The organism is Pseudomonas salicis, from assembly GCF_057128705.1.
Genome location: NZ_JBSKHU010000001.1, coordinates 1,279,052 through 1,293,550, shown reverse-complemented (window position 1 = coordinate 1,293,550; position 14,499 = coordinate 1,279,052). Strand labels below are relative to the sequence as shown.

General features: G+C 62.1%; 16 protein-coding genes and 1 pseudogene. 8 read left to right on the top strand and 9 right to left on the bottom strand.

All coding sequences use genetic code 11. The features are described from left to right. Positions 1 to 90: 90 nt before the first annotated feature. Both ACWKWE_RS05925 and ACWKWE_RS05920 read left to right on the top strand, forming a co-directional pair. On the top strand, positions 91 to 1,416 hold the full coding sequence (locus ACWKWE_RS05925) for an MFS transporter (RefSeq protein WP_483849948.1): 1,326 nt from the start codon (positions 91 to 93) through the stop codon (positions 1,414 to 1,416). A gap of 48 nt (positions 1,417 to 1,464) precedes the next feature. Continuing rightward, positions 1,465 to 2,649, top strand: coding sequence for a M20 aminoacylase family protein (locus tag ACWKWE_RS05920; RefSeq protein ID WP_483849947.1), 1,185 nt, complete (start codon positions 1,465 to 1,467; stop codon positions 2,647 to 2,649). Between the two features lie 9 nt (positions 2,650 to 2,658). On the opposite strand, the gene ACWKWE_RS05915 is transcribed toward ACWKWE_RS05920, so the two are convergent. Both ACWKWE_RS05915 and ACWKWE_RS05910 read right to left on the bottom strand, forming a co-directional pair. Further along, positions 2,659 to 3,888, bottom strand: coding sequence for an MFS transporter (locus ACWKWE_RS05915; protein ID WP_483849946.1), 1,230 nt, complete (start codon positions 3,886 to 3,888; stop codon positions 2,659 to 2,661). Positions 3,889 to 4,012: 124 nt separating this feature from the next. Continuing rightward, the gene (locus ACWKWE_RS05910; RefSeq protein WP_483849945.1) at positions 4,013 to 4,924 is read right to left on the bottom strand and encodes a LysR family transcriptional regulator; all 912 of its coding nucleotides are present in this window, start codon (positions 4,922 to 4,924) and stop codon (positions 4,013 to 4,015) included. A gap of 110 nt (positions 4,925 to 5,034) precedes the next feature. Between ACWKWE_RS05910 and ACWKWE_RS05905 the strand changes: the two genes are divergently transcribed. Further along, positions 5,035 to 6,138 (top strand): alkene reductase, encoded by a 1,104-nt coding sequence (locus ACWKWE_RS05905; RefSeq protein WP_483849944.1) that lies wholly within the window; start codon positions 5,035 to 5,037, stop codon positions 6,136 to 6,138. A 33-nt stretch (positions 6,139 to 6,171) separates the two neighbouring features. Here the strand turns inward: ACWKWE_RS05905 and ACWKWE_RS05900 are convergent, their stop codons facing one another. Further along, the gene (locus ACWKWE_RS05900) at positions 6,172 to 6,375 is read right to left on the bottom strand and encodes a hypothetical protein (protein ID WP_166596984.1); all 204 of its coding nucleotides are present in this window, start codon (positions 6,373 to 6,375) and stop codon (positions 6,172 to 6,174) included. Between the two features lie 332 nt (positions 6,376 to 6,707). On the opposite strand from ACWKWE_RS05900, the gene ACWKWE_RS05895 reads away from it, so the two are divergent. The 4 genes and pseudogenes from ACWKWE_RS05895 to ACWKWE_RS05880 all read left to right on the top strand — a co-directional run. Beyond that, positions 6,708 to 7,001, top strand: coding sequence for a DUF6021 family protein (locus tag ACWKWE_RS05895; protein WP_166596985.1), 294 nt, complete (start codon positions 6,708 to 6,710; stop codon positions 6,999 to 7,001). Between the two features lie 185 nt (positions 7,002 to 7,186). Then, a complete protein-coding gene (locus ACWKWE_RS05890) occupies positions 7,187 to 7,765 on the top strand; it encodes a DapH/DapD/GlmU-related protein (protein WP_483849943.1) in 579 nt (192 codons plus the stop codon). Positions 7,766 to 7,878: 113 nt separating this feature from the next. Further along, positions 7,879 to 8,232, top strand: coding sequence for a glycine zipper domain-containing protein (locus tag ACWKWE_RS05885; protein ID WP_166596986.1), 354 nt, complete (start codon positions 7,879 to 7,881; stop codon positions 8,230 to 8,232). A gap of 223 nt (positions 8,233 to 8,455) precedes the next feature. Next, a pseudogene (locus ACWKWE_RS05880) lies at positions 8,456 to 8,587 on the top strand (DUF2934 domain-containing protein); the annotation flags it as partial. A gap of 86 nt (positions 8,588 to 8,673) precedes the next feature. On the opposite strand, the gene ACWKWE_RS05875 reads toward ACWKWE_RS05880, so the two are convergent. The 4 genes from ACWKWE_RS05875 to mltA all read right to left on the bottom strand — a co-directional run bounded on the left by ACWKWE_RS05875 (position 8,674) and on the right by mltA (position 12,375). Continuing rightward, a complete protein-coding gene (locus ACWKWE_RS05875; protein ID WP_341964564.1) occupies positions 8,674 to 9,153 on the bottom strand; it encodes a MarR family winged helix-turn-helix transcriptional regulator in 480 nt (159 codons plus the stop codon). 133 nt (positions 9,154 to 9,286) lie between these two features. Then, positions 9,287 to 10,501, bottom strand: a complete 1,215-nt coding sequence (locus tag ACWKWE_RS05870; protein WP_483849942.1) for an MFS transporter — start codon at positions 10,499 to 10,501, stop codon at positions 9,287 to 9,289. Between the two features lie 104 nt (positions 10,502 to 10,605). Continuing rightward, complete coding sequence (locus ACWKWE_RS05865; RefSeq protein ID WP_483849941.1) at positions 10,606 to 11,211, bottom strand: GNAT family N-acetyltransferase; 606 nt, start codon at positions 11,209 to 11,211, stop codon at positions 10,606 to 10,608. 6 nt (positions 11,212 to 11,217) lie between these two features. Continuing rightward, positions 11,218 to 12,375: a murein transglycosylase A gene (gene mltA, locus ACWKWE_RS05860; protein ID WP_166597017.1), complete on the bottom strand. Its 1,158-nt coding sequence runs from the start codon at positions 12,373 to 12,375 to the stop codon at positions 11,218 to 11,220. Between the two features lie 250 nt (positions 12,376 to 12,625). Here mltA and ACWKWE_RS05855 point away from each other — a divergent pair, with 250 nt between their 5' ends. Next, entirely contained in the window at positions 12,626 to 13,375 is a 750-nt protein-coding gene (locus ACWKWE_RS05855; RefSeq protein WP_166596990.1) for a hypothetical protein, read from the top strand. A gap of 69 nt (positions 13,376 to 13,444) precedes the next feature. Here the strand turns inward: ACWKWE_RS05855 and ACWKWE_RS05850 are convergent, their stop codons facing one another. Next, on the bottom strand, positions 13,445 to 13,891 hold the full coding sequence (locus ACWKWE_RS05850; RefSeq protein WP_166596991.1) for a CBS domain-containing protein: 447 nt from the start codon (positions 13,889 to 13,891) through the stop codon (positions 13,445 to 13,447). 176 nt (positions 13,892 to 14,067) lie between these two features. After that, positions 14,068 to 14,487 (bottom strand): type III secretion system chaperone, encoded by a 420-nt coding sequence (locus ACWKWE_RS05845; protein WP_483849940.1) that lies wholly within the window; start codon positions 14,485 to 14,487, stop codon positions 14,068 to 14,070. Positions 14,488 to 14,499: the final 12 nt, after the last annotated feature.

Below are 14,499 nucleotides of genomic sequence, written 5' to 3'. Positions count from 1 at the left end.
CCTTCTCATACTTTGTGTCAATCGGGCGATGCCAAGCTCATCGGTTCCAGACAACAAGAACAACAACGCAGAGTGTTCGAGGACATCACCATGGCTTACGCCGCAACGCTGATTACCGTGTCACCCCCGGATGACGGGGCTTTGGGGAGGATGTACCGCAAGATCAGTTGGCGGCTTCTGCCGTTCCTGTTGCTGTGTTATTCGCTGGCCTATCTGGATCGGGTCAACATCAGTTACGCCAAGATCGCGATGCAGCAGGAGTTCGGTCTCACCGATGCCGCGTACGGGCTGGCCGCCGGGATTTTCTTCATTGGTTACGTGATGTTCGAAGTGCCGAGCAACCTGTGGCTGGCGCGGGTGGGGATTCGCAAGACCCTCAGTCGCATCATGCTGTTGTGGGGCGTGGCCTCGACGTCGATGCTGTTCGTCCATGACAGCACCAGCTTTTACGTATTGCGTTTCTTTCTCGGGGTGTTCGAGGCCGGATTCGCCCCCGGCATGATCCTCTACCTGACGCTGTGGTTTTCCGGCAAACGCCGGGCGCAGGTCATGGCGTGCGTGTTGTTGGCGGGGCCGGTGTCGAATATCGTCGGCGGGCCGTTGTCCACCTGGATCATGCAAGCCTTCGCCGGGGCCCAAGGGCTGGAAGGCTGGCAGTGGATGTTCATCCTGGAAGGGGCGCCATGCATCCTCTTGGGGGTGGTCGCGTACTTCTTTTTGAGTGATTCACCCGCCCAGGCGCCGTGGCTGAGCACAGAAGAAAAACAGTGGTTGGCGAACGATCTCGAACAGACGCCGCCGTCGAAACAGCACACCTTTGCGGCGGCGTTGAAGGACTGGCGGATTTATGTGATGGCGCTGATTTACTTCTGCCTCATCTGCGGGCTTTATACGGTCAGCTTCTGGTTGCCGACCCTGCTGCGGGATGCGGGCGTGAAGGACATTGTCGACATCGGGCTGTACTCGGTCATTCCGTACAGCGCCGCCATCGTGGCGATGATGATCAACGCCCGGCGCTCCGACCGGCTCAGCGAGCGCCGATGGCACGGCGCGGTGCCAGCGTTCATGGGGGCCGGAGGGCTGGTCCTGACCGGTTTCAGCAGCGGCAACCTGCCGCTCGCTCTGGGGAGCATCACGCTGGCGACCTTATCGACCTATGCCGCTTATGCCGTGTTCTGGGCGAGGCCTTCGACCTACCTGAAAGGCACTGCGGCGGCGGGCGGCATTGCGTTGATCAACAGCATCGGAGCGTTCGGCGGCTTTGTCAGCCCGTCCATCATCGGTTTCCTGAAAACCCTCACGGGTTCGTTTGTCACCGGGATGGCCGCGATGGCCGCGCTGTTGGTCATAGGCGGTGTCTGCACGCTGGCCCTGCGTTTGCCAGCGCCTGCGATACCTCAAGCCGATGCGCCTTGATCGGCATGATTCACGCACTTTCATTTCTTATCGTCAGGTATGTTTCGGATGAACACTGAACCCCATTACTGCGAAATCGACGACCTCCAGCCCATGACGGATGAGCTGACCCGGATACGCCGCCACATTCACCAGCACCCGGAAATGGCCTATGAAGAGTTCGAAACCGCCGCGCTGGTGGCTGGCAAGTTGCGCGCGTGGGGGTATGACGTCACTGAAGGCGTAGGCGAAACCGGCGTCGTCGGCACGCTGACAGTGGGCAACGGCAAGCGTATCGGCCTCCGGGCGGACATGGATGCCTTGCCGCTGACCGAGCAGACTGGCCTGCCTTACGCCAGTGTTCATGCGGGAACCATGCACGCCTGCGGTCATGACGGTCACACCACCATGTTGCTGGGGGCGGCTGAATACCTGGCGCGCACCCGGAATTTCAACGGAACGGTGCACCTGTATTTCCAGCCTGCCGAGGAGAAGGGCTTCGACAGCGGCGCGCAGCGCATGGTGAACGACGGGCTGTTCGAGCGCTTTCCCTGCGACGCCGTGTTCGGGCTTCACAACCATCCGGGGGAGGCGCCGGGCACCTTTCTGTTTCGCAGTGGTGCGTTCATGTCGGCGAGCGACAAAGTGGCGATCACCGTGCACGGCCACGGCGGTCACGCGGCCCGCCCGCACCTGACGGTGGACCCCATCGTGGTGGCGTCGAGCATCGTCATGGCGCTGCAGACCATCGTCGCGCGCAACGTCAATCCGGTAGAACCTGCGGTGGTCACCGTCGGTTTGTTGCAGGCGGGGGTGGCCAACAACGTCATCTCCAACAGCGCCTATCTGGAGCTGAGCATTCGTTCATTCAGCAAGCCCGTGCGCGCGCTGTTGAAGGAACGTGTGCAGGCACTGGTTCACGCGCAGGCCAGCAGCTACGGGGCCACGGCGACCATCGATTACATGGAAGGCTACCCGGTGATCGACAACACGCCCGCTGAAACCGAGTTCGCCTTGCAGGTTGCCCGTGAACTGGTGGGCGACGCGCACATCATTCCCCACGCTGACCAGCTCATGTCCAGCGAAGACTTCGCTTACATGCTGGAACAGCGGCCCGGATGCTTTCTGCGGCTGGGCAATGGCGTGGGAGAAGACGGCTGCATGGTTCACAACCCGGCGTACGACTTCAATGACAAGAACCTGCCCATTGGCGCGGCGTATTGGGCACGTCTGGTGGAACGGTATCTGAGCTGAGGCACCGGCTCATTTCCCCGCGTGCTGATCGGCCTCAAGGATCGAGGTCACGGCGGCGGGGCGACGTTCTTTGGCAAACCACCACCCTGCACCGCCGCCCAAGAGACTCGCCAGCACCGCGAGAATCAAAACCACCGGTTGCGTGCCCAACGGCGACGCGAGCAGCGCCACCAGCAGGCCGGCAAACGGCTGCGAGAAGTTGTTGAGCAGGGTGATCACGCCCACGGTTTTGCCGAAGTCCCGAGCGGGAATCACGCGCTGGCGGGTGGTGCGCATGTAGACGTTGAAGACCTTGTCGAACGCGACGATCAGCAGAAACCCCACGCCGTAGCCAGGCAGATTCGGGCTTAGTGCACAGACGAAAGCGCCCACGGCGATCATCGAATACCCGGCTCCGCCCAACAGCCGCAAGGGCAGCGAAACGCGCGCCAGCACGAACAGAATCAGGATCGTGGCCACCGCACCCGCCGCCTGCAACCCGGCGTAGTGGTCCTTGTCGGCGCCGTAATCGCCGATCACCATGGCCGCCGAAGTGGCCAGGGTCACGCCGACGATCAGGTTGACGCCCACGGCCAGCGTGATGATCTTCTTCAGTTCCGCCAGATCCCGGATGTGCCCGAAGGCCACTCTCAACGGTTGCAGCCAGAGGCCTTGAATGGGCTCGAACACCTCAAGGGTGACGTGGCTGAGGCGCTGCCACATCAGCATGCTCAGGTCAGCCAGCAAAAACAGCCCGGCGATGCCCAGCACCACCCAATGCCAGGGCCAGACTTCCAGCACCAGAGCCGCCAGCAGTGGCCCGAGGACGAGCCCGGTCTGGTCGGCGATCTGCGAGTAAGACAGCGTTTGGGTGTAGCGGTAGTGCTGAAAAATGTGAGGCATCAGCACTTCCCGCGCCATGACACCCTGGGTCGTCAGCACCCCGCAGAGTGCCGACAGCGCCACCAACCAGCCGATCCCGCCGAAGACCCCGTAAAGCGCCATCGCCAGCAGACACAGCACCGCGCGGTACACCTGACTGATGTGCAGGATTCTGACTGGAGGGTATTTATCGCAAAGCGCCCCGCACACGGGAAATGCCAGAAAGCGCGGCAGCGACTCGACGAAAAACGCCAGCCCGGCCCAAGCGGCGCTTTGGGTGGTCTGGAACACCACCAGCGGCACGATGAACAGCAAAATCTGATCCGCCAATCGAGACAGAAACAGCGAGATGAAAAAGGCGAAGTAATCCTTGCGCACAGTGACCTCCTGGTGGTGAGCAGCGCGGGCGGGTCGATTCGGACGGGCCATCCTTCAACCGACGACGGGATTATGCCTGCAGGCGGCCTGTGCGACGATGCCGATCACTCACGACCCTCGCCGCTCAAACGCCCTCTGCTGGCGGCGACTGCTGGAACCGTTCGCTCAGAAAGTCCAGCAACGCACGCACCCTGGGCGCCAGATACCGGTTGCGCGGATACAGCGCGTACACCGGGGTTTCGGCGGTTTGCCATTCCGGCATCACCCGTATCAAGCGCCCGGCGGCGAGGTCGGCGCGGATGTCCCAGATCGACTTGAGGGCGATGCCGTGTCCATCAATGGCCCATTGCCGAGCGACCGCCCCGTCGTTGGTTTCACGCGCCGCCTCCAGAGGCACCTTGAACAGCGCGGTTTCATCCTCCCGTTGCAGGCGCCACTCGCTCGACCACCCTGTCTGGCCAGAAACGATGTGGTCGAAATTCGCCAGTTGATCGGGATGCGTCGGTACGCCTTTGCGCTGCAAATAATCGGGCGCGGCGCACAGCACGCGGTGATTGGCGGCCAGCGGTCGGGCGATCAGCGAGCTGTCCGGTGGCACGCCGAAGCGGATCACCAGATCGACATCGTCGGTGATCAGGTGCGACAGGGAATCGGACAGCAGCAGCGCGGGCACGACCTGCGGGTAAAGGCGGGTGAATTCATCGAGCCAGGGGTTAAGCACGTGGCGGCCGAAATCCGAGGTCGCGGAGAGACGAACCTTGCCGCGTATTTCCTTTTTTTCAGCGGACAGCGCGGCGCGGGCGTCGTCCAGCGATTGCAGCGCCAAGCGGCAGTGCTGCAAATACAGTCGGCCTTCATCGGTGAGCCGGAGCTGGCGGGTGGTGCGTTCGAAGAGACGGGTAGCGAGTGAGCTTTCGAGCTTGAGCAGGCGGGCGCTGGCAGCGGCGGGGGACAGGCCCAGTTTGCGGCCTGCGGCAGAAAGACCACCCAACTCGGCGGCTTCGACGAACAGACGGATCGCTTCCAGGTTGTCCATGATTCTTCCATTATTTTTGAAAATCCATCAAAGACTAGCCCAATTATCAAATGCAGTCGCTGATCGCAGACTGAGCCCATCTTCTCTTACTGGCTCAGGACACACCGATCATGACGACCTCTTCGAACCTGTTCATGCCCATCGACTTCGCGGGCCTGAGTGCCCCTCACCGTGTGGTGATGGCCCCGATGACCCGCGCTCGCAGCTCCCAGCCTGGCGACATCCCCAACGCGCTCAACGCGCAGTATTACGCCCAACGCGCGTCGGCGGCGCTGATTGTCACCGAAGCTTCGCAGATTTCCACCCAAGGCAAAGGCTACTCCTTCACGCCCGGCATCTATAACGACGCCCAGCAGGAAGGCTGGCGCGGGGTGACGGACGCGGTGCACGCCGAAGGCGGCCGGATCTTCCTGCAGCTGTGGCATGTAGGGCGCATGTCTCACCCGGACTTTCATCAGGGCGAGTTGCCGGTGGCACCGTCCGCCGAACCCTTCGAAGGGCAGATCTGGAAAGTCGACCCGGCGACCGGGCAGGGCACGATGGTCGATTCACCGACACCACGGGCGTTGAGCCGCAGCGAGATTGCCCAGATCGTCGACGACTTCCGTCAGGCGGCCCGCCGTGCCATTCGGGCCGGTTTCGATGGGGTCGAGATTCACGGCGCCAATGGCTACTTGGTGGATCAGTTCCTGCGCACCACCTCGAACAAACGCACTGATGAATACGGCGGGTCCCGCACTAACCGTCTGCGTTTTCTCCGGGAAGTGGTCGATGCGGTCGTTGACGAGATCGGCGCCGAACGCACGGCCATTCGCCTGGCGCCGTTTCTGACGGCCCGGGGCATGGACTGCCCCGACATCCTGCCGACCATCCTCGACGCTGCCGAATACCTGCAAGGCAAGGGCATCGGCTACCTGCATCTGGTCGAAGCGGATTGGGACGATGCGCCGGTGTTCACTGAAACGTTCCGTCGGGCGATTCGCGAGCGGTTCACTCGCCCGATCATCGTCGCAGGCAACTACGACGTCGCTCGTGCCGAGTGGGTGATCGCTCAGGGGTATGCGGACCTGGTGGCGTTCGGCAGACCGTTTGTGGCCAACCCTGACTTGCCGCGACGCCTGGCGCACGACTTGCCCCTGGCGGCACTCGACCCCGCCACGTTGTTCGGCGGCGCGGCCCAGGGCTACAGCGATTACCCTTCCGCAGCCAAGTAAACCGCAGGATGTCTGACGGGCAGCGGCAGGGCGCTAATCGATGCGCGCAGCCGCTGCTTTCAGCTGTTGAACAGAGGAATGAATGCCCCGAATATTCCCGGCGATTTCCGTGTGGGTCTGGTGGGGCTGACGAAACGTGGCGTAGGCCAGATGGCCCGCCATCGACTGAGACAGGCGTTCAAGATGAACGGCGGTTTCTTCAAGGTCGCGTTTGATCGCGGGTAGGGGTACGAGCACTATGGGCCTCTGGTGTGTACGTTCTGAAGCAGTCAGTGGTCACCGATCCGTTGACCTCTACGTCCGTCCGCTTTCACAGCACCAGCGTGTCCCGTGGGCATCCTCGGTTTGACGACACATCGGTTGGCTTGGCTCACAGCCAGCCTCCATAGTGAGCGGGAGCGTAGCTGATTGCCATCATACTTAAGGATACAGACCCGACCTTGACGTGCCGGTTTGCGACCTTTCGGGCCTACCGGTGCCATTCGTCCATCTTGCGGCACTCCTGAATGCGGGGCATTTCCGATGGGTATATGCGTGGATATCCCATGCTGTGAGGATGGAGAATCGAGATGGAGATGAATCCCGACGCGCCCGGCAATGTTTCGCAGAAAGGCGTGAACAGCCAGGCCGACAATGAGACCGGTTTCGATCATCGCGCTGGCACTCGCCCGGCTGAACCCACTTCAGGTGAAAAACCGCGCAAGATCGACCCTGATCTGGGATTCGATCCAGAATCCCCAGACGCTTCCGATCCCGCCGTTGACCCATTGCACCCGGCCCGGACCAGCAATGACCCGGTGCCGTCGGCGGATCGGTCGAACCGCGATGATTCGAAACCATCCTTGGGCGGTCGGGGCATCTAGTCCGAACCGCGCCTGGCGTCGCGCTGTTTAGCAGCGCACAGTGAAGCCCGACACCTGTGTCGGGCTTTTCCATTCTGTACAGCAGCAACGCGCAAGCATTCCATACGGCTTTTCGGCAACGCGCTAGAATCACGACGGCGCTCGATACCGGGCAGGCGATCTCCTTTCTCACGTGACCGAACCCCATGATGCTGTGGCTGTATAACCTCAAAAAACATCTCAAACCGGCCGAGTACACACGGCTGCTCAGCACCCACGACCTCGGCAAGAAGAAAAGCAATCGTCTTTTAAGCAAGACAGGCGTTGTGACCGCGGGCAATGCGGTCATCCGCCCACCGTTCTATTTCGAACGGGGCCGCATCACCTTGGGCAGCAACGTTTTGATCAACGCCGGTTGCGTCTTTCTGGATCAGGCAGGCATTACCATCGGCGCCGACGCGATGCTCGGGCCGCAGGTGCGTCTTTGCACCACCACCCATGACTTGAACCCTGCGCTGCGCCACAGCCACACCCGTTCATCACCGATCAGCATCGGCGCAAACGCGTGGATTGGCGCGGGCGTGGTGATCCTGCCGGGCATCAGCATCGGCGAGAACAGCGTGATTGGCGCCAACAGCGTGGTGAACACGGACGTTCCGGCGAATGCGCTGTATACCGGCAGTCCGGCCCGGTTCAAGAAATGGCTGACGCTGGATTCGAGTCGGGAAAACGGTGATCCATTCACGGAGCTGAATCGCGTTTTGAACGGCGATGCGACCCCTTGATAAGCCCTCGACACGTTAAACCTGTACACGCGTCCGCGGTTGTTCAGTCTTTCGGAACGAATTATCCCGAGCACCGGTCAACCTTTTTCACCCCCCTTGAACACGGAATGTCCATGAGCAAGATGATCGATAACCTCACCGAAACCCTGAGCGAGGACCTCTATGAAAAGACCCGCGCGCAGCTCAACACCTTTATCAATGAAACCAATGCGTTGCTTGCGGCGGGTGATGCCCTGCACGAAGACCGCACAAGTCAGGCCCACGCGCGTTTGATCGCATTCCTCAAAGACGCTGCCACACGCGGTGAAACGGTGTATGAACGTGACTTCCTCCCTGAGCAGCCACCGCTGACCCGTGCGCTCGATGAAGCCAAGGTGTTCGTCAAGGCCAACCCTTGGGCGGCCGTTGCGGCGGCAGCAGGTGTTGGCCTGGTCGTGAGCATTTTGCTCAACCGCCGGCAACCCTGAAAGGAGATCTGTCGTGATGCGTGGTCGCGGTATCGCAACAATGCGCAGAGGGCCAGGAGGCCGATTTTCGCTGTCCAACGCCTACAAACGGTGTGAGGGCGCGCGGCTATTTTCTCCCCGGTACTGGCTGGTCTATGGCTCGCCCAGTGTGGTCACGGCGGGAGGCCTCGGTGTCTATCTGACGCCGGGCGACGAACTGCAGAAATATCTAGGGGGGCGGTGCATGAATGTCGACGAAGAAGCTGTTCGTCAACTGGCGCAACTGATTTGGGAGACAGAGGGCCGACCCGAGGGGCAGGAGGCTCGTCACTGGGACATGGCCACCAAACTGGCCGAGTCCGCTGCGATGGCGCCGGTGCGGGTGTCGAACCGGCACAAGGTCGATACCCTGTTCCCGACCCCGGATGAGCCAGAGGACCCATGACGGCGGTGAGTGCGCCGTCAGGCTTCGCTGGCCTGCAACTCGCCCAGCAAGGACTGCGCAAAGCTCTCTGAAGCGATGAAGTCCAGCGCCTGACGCAGCTTTACCGTCTCTTCGACGCCGAAGGTCTTGTCGAAAACCTGCTGAACCCGCTCCGAAACCTTGCGCGCCTGTGCGTACTTTTCCTGACCGGCCTGGGTCAGGAGCACCCGGCGACTGCGGCGGTCCGTCTCATCTACCTGCAATTCCACCAGACCGTCGCGCACCAGCGGCTTGAGCGTATGGCCCAGGGCGGAGAGGTCCATGACCAGCGCCTGCGCAAGGTCGCGCATCTTGGGCTGGCCACTGCGTGCGATCTGCGACAGCAGAGAGTACTGAGTGGCTTTCAGGCCGCAGTCAGTAAAGGCTTCGTCATAGATCTGCCCCAGACGGCGGGAAGCCCGGCGCACCGAGCCGTTGGCACAACTGCTGGGCGCAACGGTATCTGAGCAGGAGGTCACGCGTTTCAATACGGGGTACTCATTCAATGCAAAGGGTGGACCGATTATGCCTGCGCGAGCGAGGCGGACAAGGTTTTTCAGCCCGCCGGGCGGTGACACGATGACGCACGGTCGTGACCGGGGGCTTGCCGAATCAGGATTCCCCGGCCGCTTGGCGGTCAAATCGCTGCGCGCTGGCGCGGGCATCGGTGATCGCCCAGTACCACATGCCCAGACCGCCCAGGGTCAGCGCCGCGGCGGCATAGCCGGTGGCGGGCAGTCCCATTCCGGCTGAAATCACCAGGCCGCCGACCCACGGGCCGATGGCGTTCGCCAGGTTAAAGGCGCTCTGCACCAATGCCCCCGCCAACGATTGCGCGTGGGGCGCGACGTCCATCAGGCGGGTTTGCAGAATGGCCGCCAGCCCGACGCCACAGCCGATGAAAAACACCAGCGGGATCAGTAGCCAGAGGTTATCGGTGGCCGAGGGGTAGAGCGCCAGTACCAATGCGGTGAAGCCCAGCGAGATGCCGGCCGAGCGCAGGGTGGCCCGGTCCGCTGCCCAGCCGCAGACCAGATTGCCGACCGTGGTGCCCACGCCAAATACAGCCATCACCACCGGAATCATGAAGTCTGAGGTCCTGGTGACTTCGATCAGCGTCGCGGCCAGGTAGGTGTAGACGCAGAACACGCCGCCAAAACCGATCCCGGCAATGCCCAGCGTGAGCCAGACCTGGCGCGAACGCAGTGCGCCGAGTTCACGCAGCGGGCTGGCGTCGGCCTGGGCGGGCGAGGCGGGGGCGAGGGTGCGGATCAGCACGGCAGTGATCGCGGCGAGTATCGCGACCACCGCCGGGCCCCAGCGCCAACCGACGGTCTGGCCGATCCAGGTGGCGAACGGCACGCCGACGATGGTAGCAATGGTCAGGCCGAGAAACACCCGTGAAACTGCCTGTGCACGCTGATTCTTCGGGACAAGAGACGCGGCCAGCAACATGGCGACGCCGAAATACGCCCCATGGGGAAAGCCGCTGAGAAACCGGAAGAACACCAGCCAAGGCAGCGAAGGGGCGATGGCGCTCAGGGCATTGGCGATGCCGATGAACGCCGCGAGGCCCACCAGCAGCGCCCGCCGTGGTAATCGGACGCCGAGGACCATGATCACCGGGGAACCGACCACCACGCCCAGGGCATAGGCACTGATGGCGTGGCCGGCCAGCGGCTGGGTGGTCTGGAAGTCGCCAGCGATAAAGGGCAACAACGTCATCGAAGCAAATTCGGTGGTGCCGATGGCGAACGCGCCCATGGCCAGCGCGAACAGCAGCCAGCCCATGTGAAAGTCGTGTGGGGTGTCAGGGGTGTGAGTCATTGGGGAGCGCGGCGCTTGAGAGAAGAAACATCCTGTTATACCTGAAACCGGTTTCAGATCAACCCGCAACCGGTTCAGAGGCGCGAAGGAGAGCGTTGGGGGCGTCAGCCGAAATGTGCCATTTTCTCTCGTAGCATGGCTTTCACGTCAGGCCACTCGTCATCGATGATGCTGAACCGCACGGAATTGCGCTTGCGGCCGTCGGGCATGATCCGCTCGTGGCGTACGATGCCTTCCTGTTTCGCGCCGATGCGCAGGATGGCGGCGCGGGACTTCTCGTTGAGTTCGTCGGTGGTGAACTGCACCCGCACGCACTGCATGACCTCGAAGGCGTATTCCAGCAGCAGGAATTTCATCTCGGTGTTCAGCCCCGAGCGCTGCACCGACTGGCCGAGCCAGGTGTGGCCGATCTCAAGCTTGCGGTGCTTGCGGTCGATCTTCCAGAACCGGGTGCTGCCAACGATCTTGCCGGTGGCGCGGTGCACGATGGCGAAGGGCATGACGGTTCCGGCCGCGCGTCCCGCCAGCGCGGTGGCGATGTACGTCTCGACGGTTGCAGGCCCCGGAATGACTGTGACTTTCATGTTCCACAACTCGCCGTCTTCAGCGGCTTGCACCAGTGGCTCCGCGTGCCCGGCCTGCAACGGCAGCAGGGTCACGGTGTTGCCGTTCAAGGTGACCTGTTCGGTGGCGATCACTTCACTGCTCATGCCGCATCATTCCTTGGGTTTTGCGTTGGGCAATGCTGCGCCTTTGGGCCACAGCATCCAGATCTGGCCTTGCTGTTTCATGTTGCCCGCCAATTCGCCCGCCGCGTCACCGGTGCCCCAGAACATGTCGGCGCGGACTTCACCGGCGATGGCACCGCCCGTGTCCTGGGCGGCGACCGGACGCACCAGGGGCGAGCCGTCGGGGCGGGTCGACGACAGCCACAACAGGCTGCCGAGCGGGATGACCTTGCGGTCGATGGCCACGCTGTAGCCCGCAGTCAGCGGCACGTTGAGCGAGCCGCGAGGGCCTTCGTCGCTGTCCGGGCGCAGGGTGAAGAACACGTAGCTGGGGTTACTGCCGAGCAGTTCATGCACGCGGTCCGGGTGAGCGATGGCCCAGTCTCGGATGCGGCCCATGGACACCTCGTCCTTGGTCAGTTGACCCTGTTCAACCAGCCAGCGGCCCACCGGCTTGTACGGGTGGCCGTTCTGGTCGGCGTAGGCGATGCGCAGTTGCCGACCGCTTTCCAGTTGCACCCGTCCCGAGCCCTGGATTTGCAGGAATTGCAGGTCGATGGGGTTTTCCAGCCAGGCGAGCACGGGGGCGTTGACGCCTTTCTCGTTGATCGTGGACGCGTCGTCGTAAGGGCGCAACACGCGGCCATCCAGACGACCACGCAAGCGTTTGCCCTTGAGTTCCGGATAAATGCTGTCGAGATTGACGATGATCAGATCGTCCGGCACGCCGTAGATGGCCACCGGATGCTGATCGTTATGGGCTTCGCTGCCTTTATAGATCGGCTCGTAATAGCCGGTGATTAAACCGTTGGCGCCGTGCTCGGACGAGCGCAGGCTGTAGACCTGCAATTGATTCTTGAGAAAGTCCCGTACCGCTGGCGGGTTCAACGGCACCTGAGCGGCGGTTGCGCAGGTCGTGCCCCAGACCGGGTCCTTGGCCAGGCGCTTGCACGCCGAGAACCAGCTGTTGAACCCGGCCATCAAGTCCTGATCACTGACCGCAGGCAGCTTGTCCCATTCGACACTTACATAAGTCGTGGCTTCGGAAGGCTTGGTCTTCGGCGCCCCTCCGTCGCAGGCCGCAAGCAGGGCGATCAAGGGAGCGAGGCAAAACAGAAAGCGGCGCCAGTGCAGGCTTGGGGTCATCACGCGGGGTGTTTCCTGAAAGCAAGTGAAGTCCGCTAGCTTGGTGAAAGGCGAGGGCGACGTCAAATGTGTGAGGCTTTGTTTCATCGACATGGGGTGTCAGACCCAACGCGCCCGGACGAAGGCGGTGTGTCAGGGGGTGCCAACGTCATTTCACCCCTGATTCCGCACTTTTCACCGATTTGCCGCTCTATGCATGGCCGGGACGCCGCGATTCGCGTGGGGTCCAGATCGTCGAAGCCCTTGAAACATGGTTCCACTGCGCCTTCCATTCCTTGCACGCCACCGCGTTCGCCCCTGGCTCGTGGTGTGTCTGACCGCTGTCTGTACCCTCGGCTGCACCCGTCAGGACGGGCAGGATGTGGCGACGCAGTTCGGCAATACCCGCCCTCAGGAATTCTTCCAGACCAGCGTCGACCGCATGGCCACCCTCGCCATGCATGACAACCTGGAAAGCCTCTACCTGCTGATGAACAAGCTCTACCTGCGCAACCCCGCCGAGTGGCGCAAGTCCGGGTTTGTCGATGCGCGGTCAGCCGAACGCAACGTGCGTAACGCCATCGAGCAGCAGAAGTCACTGGCGCAGTTGGGCAACCGGCGGGATCTGGCCGCCCTGAGCTACGCCCTCAGCCCGGAATTTCTCGGCGACCGGGTCGGCGCGTTCATCTACGCCATCGGCAGCATGCTGGTGACGGCCCACGGTGGACGGATGGAGTTCTTCATGACCGACCAGATCAACCCCAAATTCGTCAGCAACGCCGCCCGCAACATCGAAAAGGCCACGTGGCTGCTGAGCCAGCGGCAGAATGCCAATGGCGAGTTGATGCTGTTCTCGAACGAAATTTCGGAGGAGGGCAGCAACCTGAGTTTCGCCACGGAATTCGGCAAGATCGTGGCCCGGCTGGACCTGCTGACCCAGATGCTCGACGAGCGCTACCGGAGGATCGGGCTCAATTATGCGCAGAGCCTGTTGTTCCTGAATTTCTTGCCGGTGCAGTAACCGCACGGTCCGGGGTCGGACGCAGGGGTGGGTCAGGCGTCTTGAAACCTGCCTGACCCACCCCGGACTTCAATAACTCTCGCCGCGAATGTATTCCTGCATTTTCTGAATGAGCCTGGCCTGTTCCGCAATCGCCTCTTTCACCAAGTCACCAATCGACAGCAATCCCACCAGCTCGCCGTTGTCGACGACCGGCAAATGCCGCAGCCGGCCGTTGGTCATGATCGCCATGCAATCACTGACCTTGTCACCCGGCGCAACGGTCTTCACCTCGTGGGTCATGATCTCGCTGACGGGCGTCCCCACCGAGGCGCGGCCCTTCAACTCCATCTTGCGCACGTAATCCCGCTCGCTGACGATGCCCACCACCTTGCCGTCCCGCACCACCGGCACGGCACCGATGTTTTTCTCCGCCATCAACGTGATCACCTCAAAGACCATCTGGTCCGGCCTGACGGTATGAGGAACCCTGTGTTGTTCGTCTTTGAGCTTCAGTAACTCGGCTACGGTCGTCATGGTGGCCTCTCCGGCACGTATTGTAAGCCCGGCCACCGTGGTCGGGCCGTGTGTAGAGAATCGTAGAGAGATGGCATTCCGGCAAGTTTTTGAAAGCGCCGCGCAGATGGCGAAAAACGTCAGCTGAGCCAAGCATTGACGTTTTTAGCCGTATTTGCGGCTCGCGGGACGATCGATCAGACGAACCGTCGAGCCATCACCGGCGCAGCCGGAGCCGACGTCGCAGGGCGCAACAGCGCCGGGACCTCCTGCGTCTGCTTGACGAAGCCTTGCACCCAATGCACGAACGCCAGTTCACTCAAGCCGTCCAGCGGCAGCTCGGCGCACAGCCGCACCTGATTGCGGTCGTCGAGCGCCAGCCAGCAACCACTCATGGCGCTGGCGTCGAAGTTCAAGCGCAGCAGCTTTTCATGCAGCGCGGGGTCGGGGCGCAATGCCAGCCGACAGTGCAGGATCACCACGTCTCCTGCGGTGGGAATTTCAATGATGACCACTTCGCGCTGCTGGTCGAACAGGGCGCAGACGCCGTTTTCCAGCGTCAGCGTAATGCCCATCTGTTTGGCCAGGGCGTCGATCAGAGTGGTTGCAGTTGCCATGGGTGAGCTCCT

Excerpts from the sequence above, each read along its gene's own strand:
- ACWKWE_RS05845 (WP_483849940.1), bottom strand. The coding sequence starts at position 14,487 with ATGGCAACTGCAACCACTCTGATCGACGCCCTGGCCAAACAGATGGGC.
- ACWKWE_RS05910 (WP_483849945.1), bottom strand. The coding sequence starts at position 4,924 with ATGGACAACCTGGAAGCGATCCGTCTGTTCGTCGAAGCCGCCGAGTTG.
- ACWKWE_RS05920 (WP_483849947.1), top strand. The coding sequence starts at position 1,465 with ATGAACACTGAACCCCATTACTGCGAAATCGACGACCTCCAGCCCATG.
- mltA (WP_166597017.1), bottom strand. The coding sequence starts at position 12,375 with ATGACCCCAAGCCTGCACTGGCGCCGCTTTCTGTTTTGCCTCGCTCCC.
- ACWKWE_RS05890 (WP_483849943.1), top strand. The coding sequence starts at position 7,187 with ATGATGCTGTGGCTGTATAACCTCAAAAAACATCTCAAACCGGCCGAG.
- ACWKWE_RS05855 (WP_166596990.1), top strand. The coding sequence starts at position 12,626 with ATGGTTCCACTGCGCCTTCCATTCCTTGCACGCCACCGCGTTCGCCCC.
- ACWKWE_RS05870 (WP_483849942.1), bottom strand. The coding sequence starts at position 10,501 with ATGACTCACACCCCTGACACCCCACACGACTTTCACATGGGCTGGCTG.
- ACWKWE_RS05885 (WP_166596986.1), top strand. The coding sequence starts at position 7,879 with ATGAGCAAGATGATCGATAACCTCACCGAAACCCTGAGCGAGGACCTC.
- ACWKWE_RS05895 (WP_166596985.1), top strand. The coding sequence starts at position 6,708 with ATGGAGATGAATCCCGACGCGCCCGGCAATGTTTCGCAGAAAGGCGTG.
- ACWKWE_RS05850 (WP_166596991.1), bottom strand. The coding sequence starts at position 13,891 with ATGACGACCGTAGCCGAGTTACTGAAGCTCAAAGACGAACAACACAGG.
- ACWKWE_RS05905 (WP_483849944.1), top strand. The coding sequence starts at position 5,035 with ATGACGACCTCTTCGAACCTGTTCATGCCCATCGACTTCGCGGGCCTG.
- ACWKWE_RS05865 (WP_483849941.1), bottom strand. The coding sequence starts at position 11,211 with ATGAGCAGTGAAGTGATCGCCACCGAACAGGTCACCTTGAACGGCAAC.
- ACWKWE_RS05925 (WP_483849948.1), top strand. The coding sequence starts at position 91 with ATGGCTTACGCCGCAACGCTGATTACCGTGTCACCCCCGGATGACGGG.